The following is a 19,462-nucleotide window of genomic DNA, read 5'->3' as shown; positions in this document are numbered from 1 at the left end:
GTACCTCCTTATCCTCGCCAAGTGTGACGGAACGTGCGCGGTTGGTTTCGCGAAGTGGGGTTGAGGTCGTACCCTCCCATAGTGACCTAATGGGGGTTCTGTTACCGATGACTGACCCAACCGACACCCGCGACACAGGCCCGCGCGTCGGCACGCCGCTGTGGGCGTTCCTCGCCGGCAGCACCGTGATCGGCTTCACCGCGCTGGTGGTGGCCATGCTCAGGCTGCACCTGGGCGACGTGGTCGACCTCGCCCGCACGCCGCTGTTCTGGGTGCTGGCGGTGCTGGTCATCCTGGGGGAACTGCGGCCCGTCATGGTCTCGTCGGCCACCGCGGTGGGCGGAACGTACCCGTCGACGATGTTCACCTTCGCCGTGCTGCTCCACATCGGCCTGCCCGTGGCCGTGCTCATGCAGGTCGTCGCCGTGGCGATCAACGGTGTCGTCACCCGCAAGGCGTGGTTCCGGGTGATGTTCAACGTGGCCCAGTCGACGGTGGCGCTGACCGCGGCGGCCGTCGTGCTCGGGCTGTTCGGCATCGTGCCGAGCCCGGCCGTGCCGTGGGTGCCCACGGGTGGCGACCTGCCCGCGATCGCGCTGGCCGGGGTGGCCTACTTCGCGACCCGCGCCCTGCTGGTGTGCGGCGCGGTGGCCCTGCACGAGCGCAGGTCGCTGCTGCGCGTGCTGAAGTCCACGGCAGGCCCGCAGAGCATGGTCTACGCCGGCCTGCTCGGCCTCGCGCCGCTGGTCGTGATCGTGATGGACGAGTCGCCGGGGCTGGTGCCGCTGTTCGTGGCGCCGCTGGCCGCCGTCTACTTCACCGCCACGCTGTCCATGCGCCACGACCACCAGGCCATGCACGACGAGCTGACCGGCCTGCCCAACCGCAAGCTGCTCAACGTCAGCACCGAGGAGGCGCTGGCCGAGGCCCGCGAGGGGGAGAAGGTCGGCTTCTTCCTGCTCGACCTGCACGGCCTCAAGCAGGTCAACGACACCCTCGGCCACCCCGTCGGCGACCGGCTGCTGCAGCTGATGGCGCACAGGCTCACCCATTCGGTACGGCCGGGCGACGTCGTCGCGCGGCTGGGTGGGGATGAGTTCGCCGTGCTGCTGCCCAGGATCCGCGACGTTCAGGCGGCCAGGGAGGTGGCGGCCCGGCTGCGGGTGGCGCTGACGGAGTCCGTGCGCCTGGAGGGGATGTCGTTCGACCTGGACGGCTCGGTCGGCATCGCGCTCTACCCCGACCACGCGCCCGACTTCGAGCTGCTGCTGCAGCGCGCCGACGTGGCCATGTACCTGGCCAAGGAGAGCCGCAACGGGGTCGAGCTCTACCAGGCCGACAAGGACCGCAACTCGCCGGAACGGCTCGGCCTGTTCGGCGATCTACGGCGGGCGGTCGACAACCGGGAGCTGCGCCTGCACTACCAGCCCAAGGTCGACCTGGCCGACGGCAGCGTGCAGGGCATGGAGGCGCTGCTGCGCTGGCGGCACCCGGTGCGCGGGACGATCGCGCCGTCGGAGTTCATCCCGCTGGCCGAGCAGTCCTACCTGATGCGCCAGATCACCGAGTACGTCATCGAGGGCGCGCTCGAGCAGGCCGCCCGCTGGTGGCACGCGGGGCTGCGGGTGCAGGTCGCGGTCAACGTCTCGGCCCGCGACCTGCTCGACTCGGCGCTGCCCGACCAGCTCGAGGTGGGCCTGGCCCGCTACAGCCTGCCGCCGGAGGCGATCCAGCTCGAGGTCACCGAGCGGGTCCTGACGGGGGAGCAGTCGCACGACACGATCAAGGCGCTGGCCGCGCTGGGGGTGCCGCTGGCGCTGGACGACTTCGGCACCGGGTACTCCTCGCTCATCCGGCTGCAGCGGCTGGTCGTGGCGGAGGTGAAGATCGACTCCTCGTTCGTGACGCGGATCGCCGAGTCGGAGGACGACGACCGGATCGTGCGCTCGATCGTGGACCTGGTGCGTTCGCTCGGGCTGCGGTCGGTGGCCGAGGGCGTGGAGTCGGACGAGATCGCGATTCGGCTGGCCGAGATGGGCTGCTGCATGGGGCAGGGCTGGCTGTTCAGCGAGCCGATGCCGGCCGCGGAGGCCACCGTGTGGCTGCGGGAGCGCGTGGGCGGCAACCTCGAGGAGGCCCCGGCAGGGGTCAGCGTGTGAACACGTCGTAGGCCTGCTTGTCGAACAGGACGAAGCGGACCTCCTCCACCTGCGTGTCGGCGGTGCGGACCGCCTCCAGGGCGATGCGGGCGGCGTCCTCCAGCGGCCAGCGGTAGATGCCCGTGGAGATGGCGGGGAAGGCGACCGTCTTGGCGCCCAGTTCGTCCGCTATGCGGAGGGACTCCCGGTAGCAGGAGGCCAGCAGGTCGGAGCGGTCCTCGGTGGCCGAGTAGACCGGGCCCACGGTGTGGATGACCCATCTGGCGCCCAGGTTTCCCGCGGTGGTGGCGACGGCCTTGCCGGTGGGGAGGCCCTTGCCGTACTTACTTGACCTGATTTTTCGGCAGTCGTCGAGGATTGCGTGGCCGCCGCGCCGGTGGATCGCGCCGTCGACCCCGCCACCGCCCATGAGCGAGGAGTTCGCGGCGTTGACGATCGCGTCCGCCGTCTGGTCGGTGATGTCACCTTGGAGCATGGTGAGCCTCATCTGTCGACGGTATCGCGGGTTAATGGTTCGGACACGCTCAGTCAGGGCCCCTAGGATGACAAGTGACCGAACACCAACCACGAAACGGGTTCTCCGACACATGTCCGCCATAACCCGCGATGAAGTCGCGCACCTGGCGCGGTTGTCCCGCATGGCGCTCACCGACGATGAACTCGACCACTTCGCCACCCAGCTCGATGTCATCATCGGAGCGGTGGCCAAGGTGAGCGAGATCGCCGCCGTGGACGTGCCGCCTTCGTCGCACGCGCTGCCCCTGACCAACGTCTTCCGCGACGACGAAGTGCGACAGTGCCTCACGCCCCAGCAGGCGCTCTCCGGCGCGCCCGCCGTCGAGGACGACCGCTTCCGCGTGCCGCGCATCCTGGGGGAGGAGGAATGAGCCTTATCCACAAGACCGCCGCGGAGCTGGGCGCGCTGATCGCCGCCGGCGAGGTGACGGCGGAAGAGGTCACCGAGGCTCACCTCGACCGGATCGAGGAGGTCGAGCCCAAGGTCAAGGCCTTCCTGCACGTCGACAGGGAGGCCGCGGTCGCGCAGGCCAGGGCCGTCGACGCCCGCCTGGTCGCGGGCGAGAAGCTGGGCCCGCTGGCCGGGGTGCCGATCGCGCACAAGGACATCTTCACCACCAAGGACATGCCGACCACGGCCGGGTCGAAGATCCTGGAGGGCTGGCGCCCGCCGTACGACGCGACCGTGACGGCGCGCCTGCGCGCGGCCGGGCTGGTCATCCTGGGGAAGACGAACCTCGACGAGTTCGCGATGGGCTCCTCGACGGAGAACTCGGCCTACGGCCCGACGCACAACCCGTGGGACCTGTCCAGGATCCCCGGCGGTTCGTCCGGCGGTTCGTCGGCGGCCGTGGCGGCCTACGAGGCGCCGCTGTCCACCGGCACCGACACCGGCGGCTCGATCCGCCAGCCCGCCGCGGTGACCGGCATCGTGGGCATGAAGCCCACCTACGGTGGCTCGTCCCGGTACGGGCTGATCGCCTTCGCGTCCTCGCTGGACACGCCCGGGCCCTTCGCCCGCAACGTGCTGGACGCCGCGCTGCTGCAGGCGGCCTTCTCCGGCTACGACCCGATGGACTCCACCTCGGTGGACGAGCCGGTGCCCGACGTGGTGGCGGCCGCCCGTCATGCCGATGTCTCCGGCATGCGGATCGGCGTGGTCAAGGAGTTCGACGGCGAGGGATACCAGCCGGGCGTCCTGGCCCGCTTCCACGACGCGATCGAGGTGCTTGAGTCGCTGGGCGCCAAGGTCGTCGAGGTGTCCTGCCCGACGTTCACCACCGCGCTGCCCGCCTACTACCTGATCGCGCCCTCGGAGTGCTCGTCCAACCTGGCGCGCTTCGACGCCATGCGGTACGGCCTGCGGGTCGGCGACGACGGCACTCGCAGCGCGGAGGAGGTCATGGCGCTGACCAGGGCCGCCGGGTTCGGTCCTGAGGTCAAGCGGCGCATCATGCTGGGCACGTACGCGCTGTCCAGCGGCTACTACGACGCCTACTACGGGCAGGCCCAGAAGGTCCGCACGCTGATCTCGCGTGACTTCGAGGCCGCCTACCAGCAGGTCGACGTGCTGATCTCGCCGACCACGCCGACCACGGCGTTCCCGATCGGCGAGCGCGCCGACGACCCGATGGCGATGTACCTGGCCGACCTGTGCACGATCCCGTCCAACCTGGCGGGCAACGCCGCCATCTCGGTGCCGTGCGGTCTGGCCGACGAGGACAACCTGCCGGTGGGCCTGCAGATCATGGCCCCCGTTCTGGGCGACGACCGCTGCTATCGGGTGGGCGCCGCCGTGGAGAAGGCTTTGGAAAGCCGCTGGGGCGGCCCGCTGCTCAAGGAGGCTCCAGCCCTATGACCGTGATGGCCTACGACGAGGCGCTTGACCGGTACGAGCCGGTCCTGGGCCTGGAGACCCACGTCGAGCTCGGCACCAGGTCGAAGATGTTCTGCGGCTGCGCCACCGCGTTCGGCGCTCCGCCCAACACTCAGGTCTGCCCGACCTGCCTGGCCTTCCCCGGCTCGCTGCCGGTGGCCAACGCCGAGGCGATCGAGTCCACGATCCGCATCGGCCTGGCGCTCAACTGCTCGATCGCCGAATGGTGCCGCTTCGCCCGGAAGAACTACTTCTATCCGGACATGCCGAAGAACTACCAGATCTCGCAGTACGACGAGCCGCTGTGCATCAACGGCTACCTCGACGTCGAGGTCGACGGCCAGACCGTGCGCGTCGAGATCGAGCGCGTGCACCTGGAGGAGGACACCGGCAAGTCCACCCACGTGGGTGGCGCCACCGGCCGCATCCAGGGCGCCGACTACTCGATCGTCGACTACAACCGCGCCGGCATCCCGCTGGTCGAGATCGTCACCAAGCCGATCGAGGGCACCGACCGGCTCGCCCCCGACGTGGCGCGCGCCTACGTCACCGAGCTGCGCGAGGTCATGCGGGCTCTGGGTGTCTCCGACGTACGCATGGAGGAAGGCTCCCTGCGGTGCGACGTGAACGTCTCGCTGATGCCGCGCGGCTCGTCCGAGTGGGGCACCCGCACCGAGACCAAGAACGTCAACTCCCTCCGCTCGGTCGAGCGCGCCGTCCGCAGCGAGATCGAACGGCAGGCCTTCGTGCTGGCCGAGGGCGGGCGCATCGTCCAGGAGACCCGCCACTTCCACGAGGACACCGGGGTCACCACGCCCGGCCGGTCCAAGGAGGAGGCGCAGGACTACCGCTACTTCCCCGACCCCGACCTGGTGCCGATCGCGCCCGACCCGGCCTGGGTCGCCTCGCTCAAGGCCGAGCTGCCGGAGATGCCGCTGGCCAAGCGCAAGCGCCTGCAGGCCGAGTGGGCCGTGTCGGACCACGACCTGGAGTCGATGCACAACGCCGGCGCCATCGAGCTGGTCGAGGCCACCGTCGCCGCCGGCGCGCCGGCCGCGGACGCCCGCAAGTGGTGGATGGGCGAGCTGGCCCGCACGGCCAACGAGAGCGGTAAGGCTCTGGCCGACCTCCCGATCACGCCCGCGCAGGTCGCCCGCGTGACGGAGCTCGTGGCCTCCGGCGCGCTCAACGACAAGCTGGCTCGCGAGGTTCTCGAGGGCGTCCTGGCGGGCGAGGGTTCGCCCGACGAGGTCGTCGCCTCCCGCGGCCTGCAGATCGTCAACGACGAGGGCGAGCTGTCGGCGATCATCGACCAGGTGCTCGCGGACAACGCGGACGCGGCCGACAAGGTCCGCTCCGGCAAGATCGCCGCTGCCGGCGCCCTGGTCGGCGGCGTCATGAAGGCCAGCCGCGGCAAGGCCGACGCCGCCAGGGCCCGCCAGCTGATCCTGGAGAAGCTCGGCGTCTCGGAGTAGCCCGATCCCACGCCTCACGAGAAGGGGTACGGCCTGCCGTACCCCTTCTCCAAGGGCGTCAGCCCACGATCACCTTCTCGCAGCGGTTCATTCTGTCCCCTGCGTCGGCCCTGACTTCGTCGGGCTTCTCGAAGAGGCCGCGCGCCCCGCAGTCGACGTCGTCGGCCTGGCCGTCGCGCACGTCGGCGGTGTCGGCGTTGAGGCCCAGTCGGACGGTGTCGTGCCCGCCGTTGGGCAGGACGGTGTCGTTGCCGGATCCGCTGTCGATGGTGTCGTCGCCGTTGCCCGTGGAGATGTCGTCGTCTCCGGTGCCGCCGTCGACGATCATCGGGATGGACAGTTCGACGCCGCCGCGCATCCGGTCGGCGCCGCCGCCCAGCTCCACCTTCAGGCTGCTCACCAGGGCCAGGTCGCAGTGGACCAGGTGGCCGTTGTTGGTCGTGACGCAGTGCGCCAGGTTCTCGGTGAGCAGCGCGCCCTGGTCGGAGAGGGCGATCCTCTCCTGACCGCTGACGAGGATCTTCCCGACGGACAGGTCGTTGTCCACGCCGTTGCCGGCGGTGAAGATCAACGTCGTGTTGTTCGCGGTGATGGTGCCGGGGTTGGGTGTGGCCGCGGACGCGGGGGTGGCCATCGCGAGCGCGGCGAGAGCGGCGGTCGCGAGGACTGTGAACGGTGAGCGGAACTTCATGATCTGGCCCCTCCTGGGTGCTACCCCGGGCCCCCTAGGCGTACAAGAGTGGGCACGTTCCGTAACCCCTACCGCGCACAAAGCCACAGTCGGAGCGTGCCGTTGTACGTGGACACCGGGTAGGTCTTGACCATGGAGATCAACAGTGCTGTCGTCACCGGTGCCGCGGGTGGGATCGGGAGGGCGCTGGCCGTACGGCTCCGTGAGGGCGGAGCGCGGGTGGTGCTGGCCGACGTGGACGGGGCGGCCCTCGCCAGGACCGCGGACGAGCTGGGCGTCGAGGCCGTCACGACGGACGTGTCCCACGCCCAAGCACCTCCTGATCACCGCCTCCCTGGCGGGGCTCGTGACGTTCCCCGCCGGAGGCGCCTACGCGGCCTCCAAGCACGCCGTCGTCGCCGTGGCCGAGCAGGCGGCGCTGGGGCTGGCGGGGACGCCCGTCGGGGTGACGGTGCTGTGCCCGGCGCTGGTCCGCAGCGGGATGTCGGAGGAGGGCGAGGATCCCCTGGTCGTCGCCGAGCAGGCGCTCGCGGCCGTACACGCGGGCACCTTCACGGTCACGCCCGGCGAGTGGACGGAAGAGATCGCCCGCCGTGGGCACCGCCTCGCCACCGGCGCGCAGCCGCAGATGCCCTCACCGACCGCCTGACATCAGGCCGACCACCCGGTCGTAACGGCGTATCTCGTCCGCGGGCACCGTCCCGGTGAACAGGATCGTCGTCGCCAGCCGGAAGATCAGAGCCCGCACCAGCAGCTATTCGGCGGCCGCCCAGCCCTCCACCATGTACTCTCCCGTGGGCGAGTGGAGTGGTCGTGGCACGCGGAATCCTGGGGCGGTGGGCAGGGACGCGTAGAGCCGGGAGGTCCACTCGGTCTCCTCCCGCGAATCGACGGGCTTGAGTACGGCGTCGCCGACCCGGACCGACGTACCCTGGCCGCCCCCGAGCGGCACGGGTGGGCCGCTGAGCCCGAAGGCGTTCAGCACGGTCTCGGGGATCATGCCCGGATGGTGGTCGGGGAGGCGCCGAGTTCGCGGCGGCAGGTCTTGTTGAAGGCCTGCAGGTCGGGGATGCCGACCTCGGCGGCGATCGAGGCGATCGACTGGGTGGAGGCGCGCAGCAGGTGGCGGGCGCGCTCCATGCGGCGCTGCCGGATGTAGGCGACGATCGTGGCTCCCGTCTCCGCGCGGAAGAGCCGGGTCAGGTGGTTGTGCGAAAGCCCCGCCGCGCGGGCGATGGCGGGGACCGTCAAAGGACCCGCGAGGTTGGACTCGATGTGGGCGATGGCCGCGGAGACGGCCGGGTGCGGGCCGTTGTGCGGAGACATGGTCAGGGTGGCGACGCGCCACAGCACCGTCCAGAGCTCGGCCGACCTGCGGGCGGGCGGCGCGGTGACGGCCGCGCGCATCAGGCCCGACAGCAGGGGCGTCTCCGCACCGGCGTCCTGCATCAGCGGCACCGTCCGCCGGTCCTCCAGACCTGGCAGCCGGAAGTGGGCGAACAGGTGCGTGGACCGCCCGAGGTAGTCGAACCGCACCTCGACGTCCGGCGGCACCAGGCTCACGTGCCCGGGCCGGATCGCGTGGCCGACCCCGTGCACGGTCAGCGTGGCGGCATAGCCGTACAGGTGCAGTTGCCACAGATCGGGCAGCCGGAAGACGTCGAAGGGCCCGCGCGTGCCGTGGACGCCGATGCCGACGTCGGCCACGACGGGCGGCTCGTTCAGCGCCAGCTCCACCTGATCCATGGTGAAAAACTACCAGGAGACGCCGAATACACCCCACGACAGGACGGATCCCTATAAATAGCGTTTGATGCATGCGAACCACTAAGTTGACCTCTGTCCAGATGGCGAGGTTCGTCGCACACGGATACCTGCGCCTGGACGGGGTGGTGCCCGACGAGCTCAACCAGCAGGCGATCCAGGTCTTCGACGAGGGCATCCCCGAGGTCCCGTACGGCACGCCGCTGCGTGAGGCGTTCCCCGCGGGATCCTTCGCCCGGCGCCTGATCGAGGTGCCCGAGGTGGCCGGGGCGCTGGAGAGCCTGGTGGGCCAGGACCCGACCGTGGACCACCACGCCGTCCACATCAGGGAGCCGCACGGCGGCGAGGCCCAGCCGCTGCACGGCGACGCGATCATCGACGTCCGGCGGCAGGCCTTCGACGTGCAGCTCATGTACTACCCGCGCGAGGTGGCCGCCGACATGGGCGGAACCCTGGTCGTCCCGGGCAGCCACCTGCGCCGCACCAACGAGAGCGACACCGGCCGCTACCAGAACCTGCTCGGCCAGACCAGGCTCACCTGCCCGGCGGGCACCGTGATGTTCGTGCACCACGGCATCTGGCACGGCGGCAGGCGCAACGACAGCGACGTGCCGCGGTACATGTTCAAGATCCGCTTCAACCCGACCGTGCCGCAGGTCAGGCTCTGGGACACGGCCGACCTCGGCGACCCCGCGGTCGCGAAGGAGCTGGACACCCCCTTCCCGTGGTACGAGCACGCCGCCGGACGGCTGGAGATCTACAACCGCGTCAAACTCTGGCGGGCGCTGACCGCCGACGACACCTTCGACATCGACTACTGGGTAACCCGGGTGAGTGCCGTATGAAGCAGCAGGTCCTGGTCCTCTATCTGGCCACCTCGGCCCTGGACTCGCAGGTCGTCGGCTGGGCGAACTACGACGGCACCGGGCGCACCAGCCCGACCACCGGCGACGGTGACGTGCCGCCCTACGAGAGCGGAGTCCACGCGCTCCGCGACGGATGGCGGCTCTTCCAGGCCTCGCAGCTGATCCCGCCGTATCCGGGTCAGGAGTACGACACGTCGTTCATGAAGCACGAGTTCTTCTTCGAGAAGCTGGAGTCCTAGGCCCATCTGCGTAGGCCTCTCGCTGGAGGCGCCGAGCCGGATTGATCCGTAGCGTCTTATTCATGACGCGCAGGGCATTGACGGCAGGTTTGGTGGCCATGGTCACGCTTGTGGCCTTCGAGTACATGGCGGTCGCGGTCGCCATGCCGGTGGTGGCCAGGGAGCTCGACGGCGTGCCACTGTACGGGCTGGCCTTCAGCGGGTCGATGGCCTCAGGCGTGATCGGTACCGTCCTGGGCGGGCGCTGGGCGGACCTGCGCGGGCCGCTTGCCCCGCTGTGGGCCGGGGTGGCGACCTTCGCCGGCGGGCTGGCCGTGGCCGGGTTCGCCCCGGCCATGGAGGTGCTCATCCTTGGCAGGCTCGTGCAGGGGTTCGGCGGCGCGCTGGTCAGCGTGGCGCTGTACGTGGTGGTGGCCAGGGCCTATCCCGAGGAGCAGCACCCGAAGATCTTCTCGCTGTTCGCCACGGCCTGGGTGGTCCCGTCCATGGTCGGCCCCGCCGTCGTGGGGATCGTGGTGGACACGGCCGGATGGCGGTGGGTGTTCCTCGGCGTGCCGATCCTGACCGCGCTGGCCGCCATGGTGCTCCGGCACGGGCTGGCCGGCCAGCCGGTCGTGGGCGGGCAGGCCGAGCCGGCGCCCGGGCTGGCCGCCAAGATCGGCTGGGCCGCGGTCACGGCCGTGGGCGCCGGGCTCATGCAGTACGGAAGCTCAGGCGACTTCCTGCTGGTCGTGGCCGGGCTCGTGGTGCTGTTCGTGGCGCTGCCCAAGCTGCTGCCCGCGGGCACGATGAAGGCGGCGGGCGGCCTGCCCGCGGTCGTGGCGCTGCGCGGGCTGGCAACCGGCGCGCTGTTCGCCGCCGAGGTGATCATCCCGCTCATGCTGGTGGACTCCAGGGGACTGTCGCCGCTGCTGGCCGGCTTCGCGCTCACCGGCGGCGCGCTGACCTGGTCGTTCGCCTCCTGGCTGCAGGGGCGTGGCGTGTTCAGCCGGATGACGAACCTGCGCGGCGGATCGGCGCTGATCGCGCTGGGCATCCTGGCCATGGGAGCCGTGACCTTCGACGCCGTCCCGGTGTGGCTGGCCTACCCGTCGTGGATCGTCACCGGGTTCGGCATGGGGCTGATCTACCCGACGCTGTCGGTGCTCACGCTGGAGATCTCCCGGCCAGGAGAGCAGGGCATGAACACCTCGGCGCTGCAGGTGGGCGAGGCCGTCTTCTCGGTGGTGGCGGTGGCCGTCACCGGCGCGCTGTTCACCGCGGCCGGGTCGGGCTACTGGACGGTCTACGCCGCGACCCTGGCGATGGCGCTGGCCGGCTTCTGGGTCGCACCCCGCGCGCTCGCCGCTCAGCGGGCGCGCCAGGTCGTGACCGTGTGAAGCAGGAAACCCCGCCGGGTGGACGACGTCCGGCGGGGCCCCAAGAACCATCTGGGTGATGCCCGGAAACAGGCCGGGTCAGTCCAGTTGAGACGGCACCGTGACGGGTTCGCCGCCGCGGCGTGCCCACAGCTTCCTGGCGAGCGGGGCCAGCAGCGCGAGCACCGCCAGCGCCAGCAGGATCACCGCGATCGGGCTCTTGACGAGCACGGTCACGTCGCCCGCCCCGATGGCCAGCGCCCGCCGCAGCTGGACCTCCGCCATCGGCCCCAGGATCATCCCGATGACCGCGGGAGCGACGGGAAGGCCGAAGCGGCGCATCGCGAAGCCGAGCAGCCCGAGCAGGAACAGCACCCACAGGTCCACCAGCGACCCGTTCAGCGCGTACACCCCGAGCGCCGCGAACACCACGATCCCGGCGTACAGGTACGGCCGCGGGATCCGCAGCACCCGCGCCCACAGCGGCGCCAGCGGCAGGTTCAGCACCAGCAGCATCGTGTTGCCGATGAACAGCGAGGCGATCATGCCCCACACCAGCGCCGGGTTGTGGTCGAAGAGCTGGGGTCCCGGTTGCAGGCCGTACTGCTGGAAGGCGGCCAGCAGGATCGCGGCCGTGGCCGAGGTGGGCAGGCCCAGCGTGAGGAGCGGCACGAGAGTCCCGGCGGCAGAGGCGTTGTTGGCGGCCTCGGGCCCGGCGACGCCCTCGATGGCGCCCTTGCCGAACTCGTCGCTGCCCGACAGCCGCTTCTCCGCCGCGTACGACAGGAACGTGGGGATCTCCGCGCCGCCGCCGGGCAGCGCGCCGAACGGGAAGCCGAGCGCGGTGCCGCGCAGCCACGGCCCCCAGGAACGGCGCCAGTCGCCGCGCCCCATCCACGCCCTCCCGACCGGCACCACCTCGGGCGGCGAGTGGCGCAGCCGGGAGGCCACGTACAGCGCCTCACCCAGCGCGAACAGGCCGACCGCGACGACCACCACCTCGATGCCGTCGAGCAACTGCGGGATGCCGAGCGTGAGCCTGGCCTGCCCGGTCTGCTGGTCGATGCCGATCAGGCCGATCACCAGGCCGAGCCCGAGCGAGGCGAGCCCGCGCACGACCGAGCGCGACAGCACCGAAGAGACCGCGGTGAAGGCCAGGATCGCCAGCGCGAAGTAGTCCTCGGGCCCGAACGCGATCGCGAAGCTGACCACCGCGGGCGCGGCCACGACCAGCAGCGCGGTCGCGATCGTGCCCGCGATGAACGACCCGATCGCCGCCGTGGCCAGGGCCTGCGCAGCCCGGCCACGCCTGGCCATCTTGTTGCCCTCCAGCGCCGTGATCATCGACGACGACTCGCCGGGCGTGTTGAGCAGGATGGAGGTGGTCGAGCCGCCGTACATGCCGCCGTAGTAGATCCCGGCGAACATGATGAACGCGCTGGTCGGCGGCACGGTGAAGGTGATCGGCAGCAGCAGCGCCACGGTCATCGCGGGCCCGATGCCGGGCAGCACGCCCACCAGGGTGCCCAGCGTGACGCCGATCAGGGCGTACATCAGGTTCACTGGGGTGAGCGCGGCGCCGAACCCGTCGAGCAGGAGCCGGAGCGATTCCACCTAGAACACCCCCGAGGGCAGCGAGACGCCGAGCACCTCGACGAACAGCAGGTAGGTCACCACGCCCAGCGCCAGCGCCACGATCGCGGCCCTGACCTTGTGCTCGGCCCCGAGCACCACGGCCACGCCCCAGAACAGCAGGCCGGCGGAGATCACCCAGCCGAGGTACTCCAGCACCGCCGTGAACGCCAGGAAGATCCCGCCCATCAGCAGGACGGCACGCCAGTCGGCGGGCGCGTCGGCGTCCACGTCCTCGCCTTCCTCGGGGTCGCCGTGCCCGCCGCGGAGCACGTCGGCCACGTAGCAGACGCCGACCACGATCATCGAGCCGCCGACGAGCATGGGGAAGAAGCGCGGCCCGATCCCCAGGGTGGAGGCCGCGGCCGAGACGTCCAGCGTCCCGACCACGACGAACACCCCGAGCCCGAGCACGACCAAGGCCAGCCCCAGCTCGGGCCGCCACAACCGGGTGAGCATCAGGACACGAGCCCCATCTCGGCGATGATGCCCTTGACCCTCGTCTGCTCGGCGCCGAGGAAGTCGGTGAACTGCTGCCCGGTCTGGAAGGAGTCGATCCAGCCGTTCTTGGCCACCGCGTCCTTCCACGGCTGCGAGTCGTGCATCTTGGTGACCAGGTCGGTCAGCGCCTTCTCGTCCGCGTCCTTGATGCCGCCGGGGGCCACGAAGCCGCGCCAGTTGGCCAGCTCCACGTCCAGGCCGCCCTCCTTGATCGTGGGCGCGTCCAGGTCGGCGATCCGCTGCGGGGCCGAGACGGCCAGCGCGCGCAGCTTGCCGGACTTGACGTGCTCGGCGAACTCGCCAAGCCCCGAGATGCCGATCGTGGCCTTCTCACCCAGCAGCAGGTTGAGCGCCTCGCCGCCGCCGGAGTTGGCCACGTAGTTGATCTGCTTGGGGTCGACGCCCGCGGCCTTGGCCATCAGCCCGGCCAGGATGTGGTCGGTGCCGCCGGCCGAGCCGCCCGCGATCGACACCTTGGCCGGGTCGGCCTTCCACGCCTTGACCAGGTCGTCGAGCGACTTGAGCGGAGAGGAGGCGGGCACGACGACGATCTCGTACTCCTCGGTCAGCTTGGCGATGGGCGTGGTCTCGCTCAGCGTCACCTTGGACTTGTTCTGCTCGATCGCGCCCACCATGACCAGACCCATGGTCATCAGCAGGTTGCCGTTGCCCTTCTCGCCGGCCAGCTGGGCCAGGCCGATCGTGCCGCCCGCGCCGGGCACGTTGAACACCTCGACCTTGCGCTGGGGATCGGCGGACTTCAGCGCCTGCTCGGCCGTGCGGGACGTCTGGTCCCAGCCGCCGCCAGGGGCGGCGGGCGCCATGATGCGCAGCGAGCCGGTGCCGCCGCCGGCGCCCGAGCCGGTGCCGCAGGCGGTCAGCGCGGCCAGCATGACGGCCGCGAGTATGCGTAGACGCATGGTGTCTCCTCACAGGGGGTGACTCCGGATCGTGAGCCGCCTCCCGGGAGAAAGCCATAAATCGCAACTACCCGTCTTATTGGTCTTTTTGGTCGCGACCCGCCTGTGACCTGGGGATGTTTCCATCGGTGGGGTGAGACTCGGGACCCAGCTGTTCGTGCTGCAGATGGTGATCGTGCTGCTCGCCGTAGGAGGGACCGCGACCGTCTGGGCGGTGCACACGCGCAACCAGCTCGACGCGCTGCACAAGCAGCGCGCGCTGGCGATCGCCCAGTCCGTCGCCGGGCTCCCGCAGGTCAGGGAGGCCTTCAACCGGCGCAACCCGGAGACGGTGCTGCAGCCGCTCGCGCTCGGCGTGCAGCAGGCCACCGGCGCCGACTACGTGGTCATCGCCAACAGCGAGCAGACCCGCTACGCCCACCCCAACGCCGCGCTCATCGGCAAGAAGCTGTCCACCGACGGCACGACCGTGCTCAGGACGGGCAGGAGCTGGATCGGAACCGAGACCGGCACGATCGGCACCACCGTGCGCGGCAAGGCGCCCATCTTCGACGAGTACGGCAACGTCATCGGCCTGGCCTCGGTGGGCGTGCTCCAGACCACGGTCATGGGCCAGCTCTGGACGGCGCTGCCGCCGCTGCTGTGGACGGCGCTCGCCGTACTGCTGGCAGGGCTCGCGGCCGCCGCGCTGATCACCGCGCGGATGCGCAGGCAGACCTTCGGCCTGGAGCCCGGCGAGATCGCCGCGCTGCTCGAGCAGCGCGAGGGCGTGCTGCACGGCGTCAAGGAGGGCGTGCTCGCCTTCGACCTGACCGGCAAGGTGACGCTGGTCAACGACGCGGCCCGCGAGCTGCTCGGCGACGTCGGCCCCGACCTGGCCGGGATGCCCGTCTCCGACCGCCTGCGCGACGTGCTCGGCGGCGCCGACCCTGGCGTGGACAGGGTCGTGCTGCACGGCGACCGGGTGCTCGTGCTCAACCGCACGCCCGTCTCCGTGCGCGGCCAGCAGCGCGGCTGGGTGGTCACGCTGCGCGACAGGACAGAGCTGGTACGGCTGGCGCGCGAGCTGGACGACACGAGCTCGGCCACCGAGGCGCTGCGCGCCCAGGCCCACGAGTTCGCCAACCGCATGCACACCGTGGTCGGCCTGCTGGAGCTGGGGGAGCCCGACGCGGCGGTCGCGTTCATCACCCGCACCACGCGCAGCACCTACGCGACGGGCATCCGCGAGCGGGTCCAGGAGCCCACCCTGGCCGCGCTGCTGCTCGCCAAGTCGGCCGAGGCGGCGGAGCGAGGCGCCACGCTGGAGCTGGCGGCCGACTCCTCGGTGCCGGAGGCTGCGCTGTACGACCCGCAGGACGCGGTGCTCGTGGTCGGCAACCTGGTGGCCAACGCCATCGACGCCCTGGACGGCGCTCGCGGCACGATCGAGGTCTCGGTCCGCGCCGACGCCGACGGGCTGCACGTGCGGGTCGGCGACTCGGGGCCCGGCATCGCGCCCGACCTGGTCGAGGAGGTCTTCAGGGAAGGCTTCACCACCAAGGCGGCACACTCGGGCACTCGCGGGCTCGGGCTGGCGCTCACCCGGCAGGCGTGCCTGCGCAGAGGCGGCTGGGTGCGGGTGGCCAACTCGGGAGGCGCTGTGTTCACGGCACTCCTGCCATGATCAGGGTCCTGGTGGTGGACGACGACTTCATGGTCGCCAGGATCCACGCCGGGTACGTCGCCAGGATGCCGGGCTTCGAGGTGGTCGCCGCCGTGCACACGGGGGCCGAGGCGCTGGAGGCGGTCGCCGAGCACGAGCCCGACCTGGTGCTGCTCGACATCTACCTGCCCGACATCTCCGGACTCGAGGTGCTGAAACAGCTGCACGACGTGGACGTCCTCATGATCAGCGCCGCCCGCGACGTGCCCACCGTCAAGGAGGCCATGCGCGGCGGCGCCGTGAACTACCTGATCAAGCCGTTCTCCGCCGACGCCCTGGCCGAGCGGCTCCAACAGTACGCCGACACGCGCAGGCGGCTCACCGCGATCGGCCCCGAGGCCCGCCAGGACGACGTGGACCGCCTGTTCGGCACGCCCACCGGCGCCGACCCGCTGCCCAAGGGCCTGTCGTCGGCCACCTGCGCGCTGGTCGAGCAGACGCTGCGCCAGGCCGGCGGCGACCTGTCGGCGGCCGAGGCCGCCGCCCGCGCGGGCCTGTCACGCGTCAGCGCCCGCCGCTACCTGGAGTACCTGTGCGTCGTGGGCAGGGCGGAGCTCCATCCCAGGTACGGCACAGCCGGCCGCCCCGAGCACCGCTACCGTTGGATCGGATGACACAGTTGCCATTTCCAGTGACATATACGGATGTACGTGCCTTACTGTTGCCTGAGGAATGGCGGCGGAGCGGGAGGAGATTGAGGCGTGCCTAACGCCGGACCGATCGAATCACCGACCGACCCGTTCGCCTCGGTGCCGCTGCCGACGCCCGGCGCGCGCAAGCCACGGGTCGAGGGATTACCGCCTGGTGTGTCCCGCGAGATCTTCGGACCGCAGGACCAGCACCAGCCCCAGGAGCCGCAGGGACCCCAGCCGTCGAGCGGCCCGCAGGCCAGAGGAGGCGGCGCGCTGCCCCCGGTCGCCCCGCCGCCGCAGCCGTGGCCGATGAACGACGCCCAGATGCCCGAGCCGCAGGCTCCGCCCGTGTTCGGCGGCCTGGCCCCGGCGCCCGAGCGGCTGCCCGCCTTCATCGAGCCCGAGCCGCCCCGCCGGCGCATCCTGCCCGGCATCGTGGTCGTCGTCCTGGTCCTGATCGCGCTGGCCTACCTCGCGCCCGCCGTGATCATGTCGGGGTCGGTGCTGCGCGGCACCAAGGTCGCCGGGATCGACATCGGCGGGCTCACCGTCACCCAGGCCGCCGACAAGCTGCGCACGGAGCTGTCCGCCAAGCTGGCCAAGCCGGTCGTCGTCGACATCGGCGGCCAGAAGGAGACCATCCAGGCCGACGAGGCGGGCCTGGAACTGGACGTCGTGGGCACCATTGGGCAGGCCTCAAGCGGCTTCCCAACCCCGGCCGAGGTGTGGCGGGGGCTCACCGGCACCACGAACCTGGACCCCAAGGTCACCCTCGACCCCGCCCAGCTCACCAGGACCGTGGAGGGCCTGGCCGAGAGCGTCGACAAGGCGCCGCGTGAGGGCAGGGTGTCCTTCGTCGGCCTGCGGCGGCAGATCGTCATCCCGCGAGACGGGGTCCTGCTCGACCGCGGCGACGCCGTCAAGCAGATCAGCGACGCGTTCCTGCACGCCAGGGGCTCGGTCGCGCTCACGCTCAGGCCCGCCAAGCCGGACACCACGCTCGAGGCGGTCAAGCAGGCCGCCGCCGACGCCAAGCAGGCCATCTCCGCGCCCATCACGCTCACCCTCGGCGGCAAGCAGGCGCAGCTCACCCCGGCCGTGATCGCCGCCAACCTGTCGTTCGTGCCCGACGGCAAGGGCGGGCTCGAGCCGAAGTTCGACGCCGCCAAGGCGTGCGACACGGTGGAGGGCAGCCTCGTCGACGCCGCCCAGGCGCCGCGCGACGCTACGTACCAGATCGTGAACGGCAAGCCCGTCCTGGTTCCCGCCCGTGCCGGGCGCGGCGTGGACGACGACATGGTGGCCGCCGCGGTGGCCAAGATGATCAAGTCAGGCGGCAGCCGTACCATCGCCGTCGAGCTCGCGACCGTCAAGCCCAAGGTGAGCACCGCGCAGGTCAGCGGGCTGGGGATCAAGGAGCAGGTGGCCGAGTTCACCACCAGCTTCGACTGCTGCCAGCCGCGCGTGACGAACATCGGGCGGATGGCCGAGCAGCTGGACGGCTACGTGGTCAAGCCCGGCGAGACGTTCTCGCTCAACCAGGTCGTGGGGGAGCGCACCCACGAGGGCGGCTACGTGGACGCCGGGCAGATCGTCGGCGGCCGGATGGTCAACATCGTCGGGGGCGGCACCTCGCAGTTCGCCACCACGCTCTACAACGCGGTGTTCTTCGGCGGATACGAGGAAGTCGACCACACGCCGATGGACTACTTCGCCACCCGCTACCCGGCCGGGCGCGACGTGGCGCTGCTCTACCCGGATCTGGATCTGAAGTGGCGCAACGACTCGCCGGACGGCGTGCTGATCAAGACGACCAGCACGCCCACCTCCGTCACGGTCACGCTGTGGGGGACCAAGCGCTACGACAAAATCGAGGCCGACGAGTCGGACAAGCGCAACATCACGCCGTTCCGCCGCGAGTCGGGCAGCGGGCCGAACTGCCTGACCACGCCCGGGCAGCAGGGCTTCACCATCGATGTCACCCGCGTCTTCTACCAGGACGGCAAGGAGATCAAGCGGGACAAGAAGCTGACCACCAAGTACCGGCCGCAGGCGCAGGTGGTCTGCGCTACGGGGTGACGGACAGGATCTTGTCGTCACCGGTGCGCGGGGTGCCCCGGCCGTCCTTGTTGCTGGTCGACACCCAGAGCCTCCTGTAGTTGGGTGTCGTCGCGACCGCGCGCAGCCTGCCGTACTCGCCGGTGAAGTGGGCGATCGGCGTGCGGGGCGTGCCGTCCCACTTCAGCGGGACCTCCCAGAGCCGCTCGCCGCGCAGCGCCCCCACCCACAGCGAGCCCCTGGCGAAGGCCAGGCCGGAGGGTGAGGCCTCGGCGGGGGTCCAGGTGACGATGGGGTCGATGAAGCGGGGGTCGTTGCCCTTGCCCTCGACCACGGGCCAGCCGTAGTTGCCGCCGGGCTTGATGCGGTTGATCTCGTCCCAGGTGTTCTGGCCGAACTCGGTGGCGTACATCCGGCCCATCCAGTCCCAGGCCAGGCCCTGGACGTTGCGGTGACCGTAGGAGTAGATGAGCGTGCCGAACGGGTTGCCGGGGGCGGGCTTGCCGTCGTTGGTCATCCGCAGGATCTTGCCGCCGAGCGAGTCGAGCCGCTGGGCCAGGCTGCTGTCGCCGCCCTCGCCGGTGCTGGCGTACAGGTATCCGTCGGGGCCGAAGGCCAGGCGGCCGCCGTTGTGGATGTTGCCCTTGGGGATGCCCGTGACCAGCACCTTGGGGCTTGTGAGATGCCCGGAGGACATGCGGTAACGGACGATCCTGTTGTCGTCGGCCGCGGTGTAGTACAGGAAGACCATGTCGCGCTTGACCGCGACGCCCAGCAGGCCGCCCTCGCCCGAGGCCTGGACGCCGTCGATGGTGGCCACCTCGCTGACGTTGCCCTGCTGGGTCACCCTCAGCAGCCGGGCCGAGTTGCGCTCGGTCACCAACGCGTCGCCGTTGGAGAGAAAGGCGATCCCCCACGGTACGGCGAGGTCGGTCGTCACGACCCGAACAGTGGGACGCTGGGCCGAAGTCTCGGCGGAACTCTCGGCTACCCCACCGGCGCTTGAGCAGGCGGTGAGTACGGTGACGATAGCAATCGTCCAGATCTTCCTCATGTGTTCCATACTTCTC

Annotated in this window: 19 protein-coding genes and 1 pseudogene; 12 read left to right on the top strand and 8 right to left on the bottom strand. The window is 70.7% G+C overall.

Annotated elements, in window-relative coordinates; genetic code table 11:
- The first annotated feature begins 107 nt into the window (after positions 1-107).
- Positions 108-2,159, top strand: a complete 2,052-nt coding sequence (locus KIK09_RS33510) for a putative bifunctional diguanylate cyclase/phosphodiesterase (protein ID WP_214323402.1) — start codon at positions 108-110, stop codon at positions 2,157-2,159.
- On the opposite strand, the gene KIK09_RS33505 is transcribed toward KIK09_RS33510, so the two are convergent.
- Positions 2,149-2,646 carry an O-acetyl-ADP-ribose deacetylase gene (locus KIK09_RS33505; protein WP_214323401.1) on the bottom strand — a complete coding sequence of 166 codons (498 nt, stop codon included), beginning with the start codon at positions 2,644-2,646 and terminating at the stop codon, positions 2,149-2,151. The two genes, KIK09_RS33510 and KIK09_RS33505, sit on opposite strands and share 11 nt — an antisense overlap.
- Positions 2,647-2,746: 100 nt before the next feature.
- Here KIK09_RS33505 and gatC point away from each other — a divergent pair, with 100 nt between their 5' ends.
- The 3 genes from gatC to gatB are packed head-to-tail and all read left to right on the top strand — an operon-like array spanning position 2,747 to position 6,026.
- On the top strand, positions 2,747-3,046 hold the full coding sequence (gatC, locus tag KIK09_RS33500; protein WP_214323400.1) for an Asp-tRNA(Asn)/Glu-tRNA(Gln) amidotransferase subunit GatC: 300 nt from the start codon (positions 2,747-2,749) through the stop codon (positions 3,044-3,046).
- Complete coding sequence (gene gatA, locus KIK09_RS33495; protein ID WP_214323399.1) at positions 3,043-4,533, top strand: Asp-tRNA(Asn)/Glu-tRNA(Gln) amidotransferase subunit GatA; 1,491 nt, start codon at positions 3,043-3,045, stop codon at positions 4,531-4,533. Before gatC ends, gatA begins: the two co-directional genes overlap by 4 nt.
- A gap of 5 nt (positions 4,534-4,538) precedes the next feature.
- Positions 4,539-6,026 (top strand): Asp-tRNA(Asn)/Glu-tRNA(Gln) amidotransferase subunit GatB, encoded by a 1,488-nt coding sequence (gene gatB / locus KIK09_RS33490; RefSeq protein WP_214323621.1) that lies wholly within the window; start codon positions 4,539-4,541, stop codon positions 6,024-6,026.
- Positions 6,027-6,084: 58 nt separating this feature from the next.
- Here the strand turns inward: gatB and KIK09_RS33485 are convergent, their stop codons facing one another.
- The gene (locus KIK09_RS33485) at positions 6,085-6,717 is read right to left on the bottom strand and encodes a hypothetical protein (RefSeq protein WP_214323398.1); all 633 of its coding nucleotides are present in this window, start codon (positions 6,715-6,717) and stop codon (positions 6,085-6,087) included.
- Positions 6,718-6,849: 132 nt separating this feature from the next.
- On the opposite strand from KIK09_RS33485, the pseudogene KIK09_RS33480 reads away from it, so the two are divergent.
- Positions 6,850-7,017, top strand: a pseudogene (locus tag KIK09_RS33480) (SDR family NAD(P)-dependent oxidoreductase); the annotation flags it as partial.
- A 19-nt stretch (positions 7,018-7,036) separates the two neighbouring features.
- Positions 7,037-7,366 carry an SDR family NAD(P)-dependent oxidoreductase gene (locus tag KIK09_RS33475; RefSeq protein WP_308164462.1) on the top strand — a complete coding sequence of 110 codons (330 nt, stop codon included), beginning with the start codon at positions 7,037-7,039 and terminating at the stop codon, positions 7,364-7,366.
- Positions 7,367-7,471: 105 nt separating this feature from the next.
- On the opposite strand, the gene KIK09_RS33470 is transcribed toward KIK09_RS33475, so the two are convergent.
- Positions 7,472-7,717, bottom strand: a complete 246-nt coding sequence (locus tag KIK09_RS33470) for a hypothetical protein (protein WP_214323396.1) — start codon at positions 7,715-7,717, stop codon at positions 7,472-7,474.
- Positions 7,714-8,463: an AraC family transcriptional regulator gene (locus tag KIK09_RS33465; protein WP_214323395.1), complete on the bottom strand. Its 750-nt coding sequence runs from the start codon at positions 8,461-8,463 to the stop codon at positions 7,714-7,716. Before KIK09_RS33465 ends, KIK09_RS33470 begins: the two co-directional genes overlap by 4 nt.
- A 71-nt stretch (positions 8,464-8,534) precedes the next feature.
- On the opposite strand from KIK09_RS33465, the gene KIK09_RS33460 reads away from it, so the two are divergent.
- The 3 genes from KIK09_RS33460 (at position 8,535) to KIK09_RS33450 (ending at position 10,965) form a co-directional block, all read left to right on the top strand.
- Positions 8,535-9,326: a phytanoyl-CoA dioxygenase family protein gene (locus tag KIK09_RS33460; protein ID WP_214323394.1), complete on the top strand. Its 792-nt coding sequence runs from the start codon at positions 8,535-8,537 to the stop codon at positions 9,324-9,326.
- Positions 9,323-9,586, top strand: coding sequence for a hypothetical protein (locus tag KIK09_RS33455; protein ID WP_214323393.1), 264 nt, complete (start codon positions 9,323-9,325; stop codon positions 9,584-9,586). The genes KIK09_RS33460 and KIK09_RS33455 overlap by 4 nt, the downstream gene beginning before the upstream one ends.
- A 62-nt stretch (positions 9,587-9,648) precedes the next feature.
- Positions 9,649-10,965 carry an MFS transporter gene (locus KIK09_RS33450; protein ID WP_214323392.1) on the top strand — a complete coding sequence of 439 codons (1,317 nt, stop codon included), beginning with the start codon at positions 9,649-9,651 and terminating at the stop codon, positions 10,963-10,965.
- A gap of 78 nt (positions 10,966-11,043) precedes the next feature.
- Here the strand turns inward: KIK09_RS33450 and KIK09_RS33445 are convergent, their stop codons facing one another.
- Genes KIK09_RS33445 through KIK09_RS33435 form a run of 3 tightly spaced genes read right to left on the bottom strand, consistent with a single transcriptional unit; the run spans position 11,044 to position 13,997 of the window.
- Entirely contained in the window at positions 11,044-12,558 is a 1,515-nt protein-coding gene (locus KIK09_RS33445; RefSeq protein ID WP_214323391.1) for a tripartite tricarboxylate transporter permease, read from the bottom strand.
- Positions 12,559-13,035, bottom strand: a complete 477-nt coding sequence (locus tag KIK09_RS33440) for a tripartite tricarboxylate transporter TctB family protein (protein WP_214323390.1) — start codon at positions 13,033-13,035, stop codon at positions 12,559-12,561.
- Positions 13,035-13,997, bottom strand: a complete 963-nt coding sequence (locus KIK09_RS33435; protein ID WP_214323389.1) for a Bug family tripartite tricarboxylate transporter substrate binding protein — start codon at positions 13,995-13,997, stop codon at positions 13,035-13,037. Before KIK09_RS33435 ends, KIK09_RS33440 begins: the two co-directional genes overlap by 1 nt.
- A 133-nt stretch (positions 13,998-14,130) precedes the next feature.
- Between KIK09_RS33435 and KIK09_RS33430 the strand changes: the two genes are divergently transcribed.
- The 3 genes from KIK09_RS33430 (at position 14,131) to KIK09_RS33420 (ending at position 18,413) form a co-directional block, all read left to right on the top strand.
- On the top strand, positions 14,131-15,663 hold the full coding sequence (locus KIK09_RS33430; RefSeq protein WP_308164434.1) for a sensor histidine kinase: 1,533 nt from the start codon (positions 14,131-14,133) through the stop codon (positions 15,661-15,663).
- Positions 15,660-16,316: a response regulator gene (locus KIK09_RS33425; RefSeq protein WP_214323388.1), complete on the top strand. Its 657-nt coding sequence runs from the start codon at positions 15,660-15,662 to the stop codon at positions 16,314-16,316. Before KIK09_RS33430 ends, KIK09_RS33425 begins: the two co-directional genes overlap by 4 nt.
- An 87-nt stretch (positions 16,317-16,403) precedes the next feature.
- The gene (locus KIK09_RS33420; protein WP_214323387.1) at positions 16,404-18,413 is read left to right on the top strand and encodes a VanW family protein; all 2,010 of its coding nucleotides are present in this window, start codon (positions 16,404-16,406) and stop codon (positions 18,411-18,413) included.
- Here KIK09_RS33420 and KIK09_RS33415 read toward each other — a convergent pair.
- Positions 18,403-19,332, bottom strand: a complete 930-nt coding sequence (locus KIK09_RS33415; protein WP_308164433.1) for a PQQ-dependent sugar dehydrogenase — start codon at positions 19,330-19,332, stop codon at positions 18,403-18,405. The two genes, KIK09_RS33420 and KIK09_RS33415, sit on opposite strands and share 11 nt — an antisense overlap.
- Positions 19,333-19,462 lie beyond the last annotated feature (130 nt).

Origin of the sequence: Nonomuraea sediminis (assembly GCF_018531495.1) — a bacterium.
GTDB lineage: Bacteria > Actinomycetota > Actinomycetes > Streptosporangiales > Streptosporangiaceae > Nonomuraea > Nonomuraea sediminis.
This window is presented reverse-complemented; position numbering and strand designations above follow the sequence as displayed.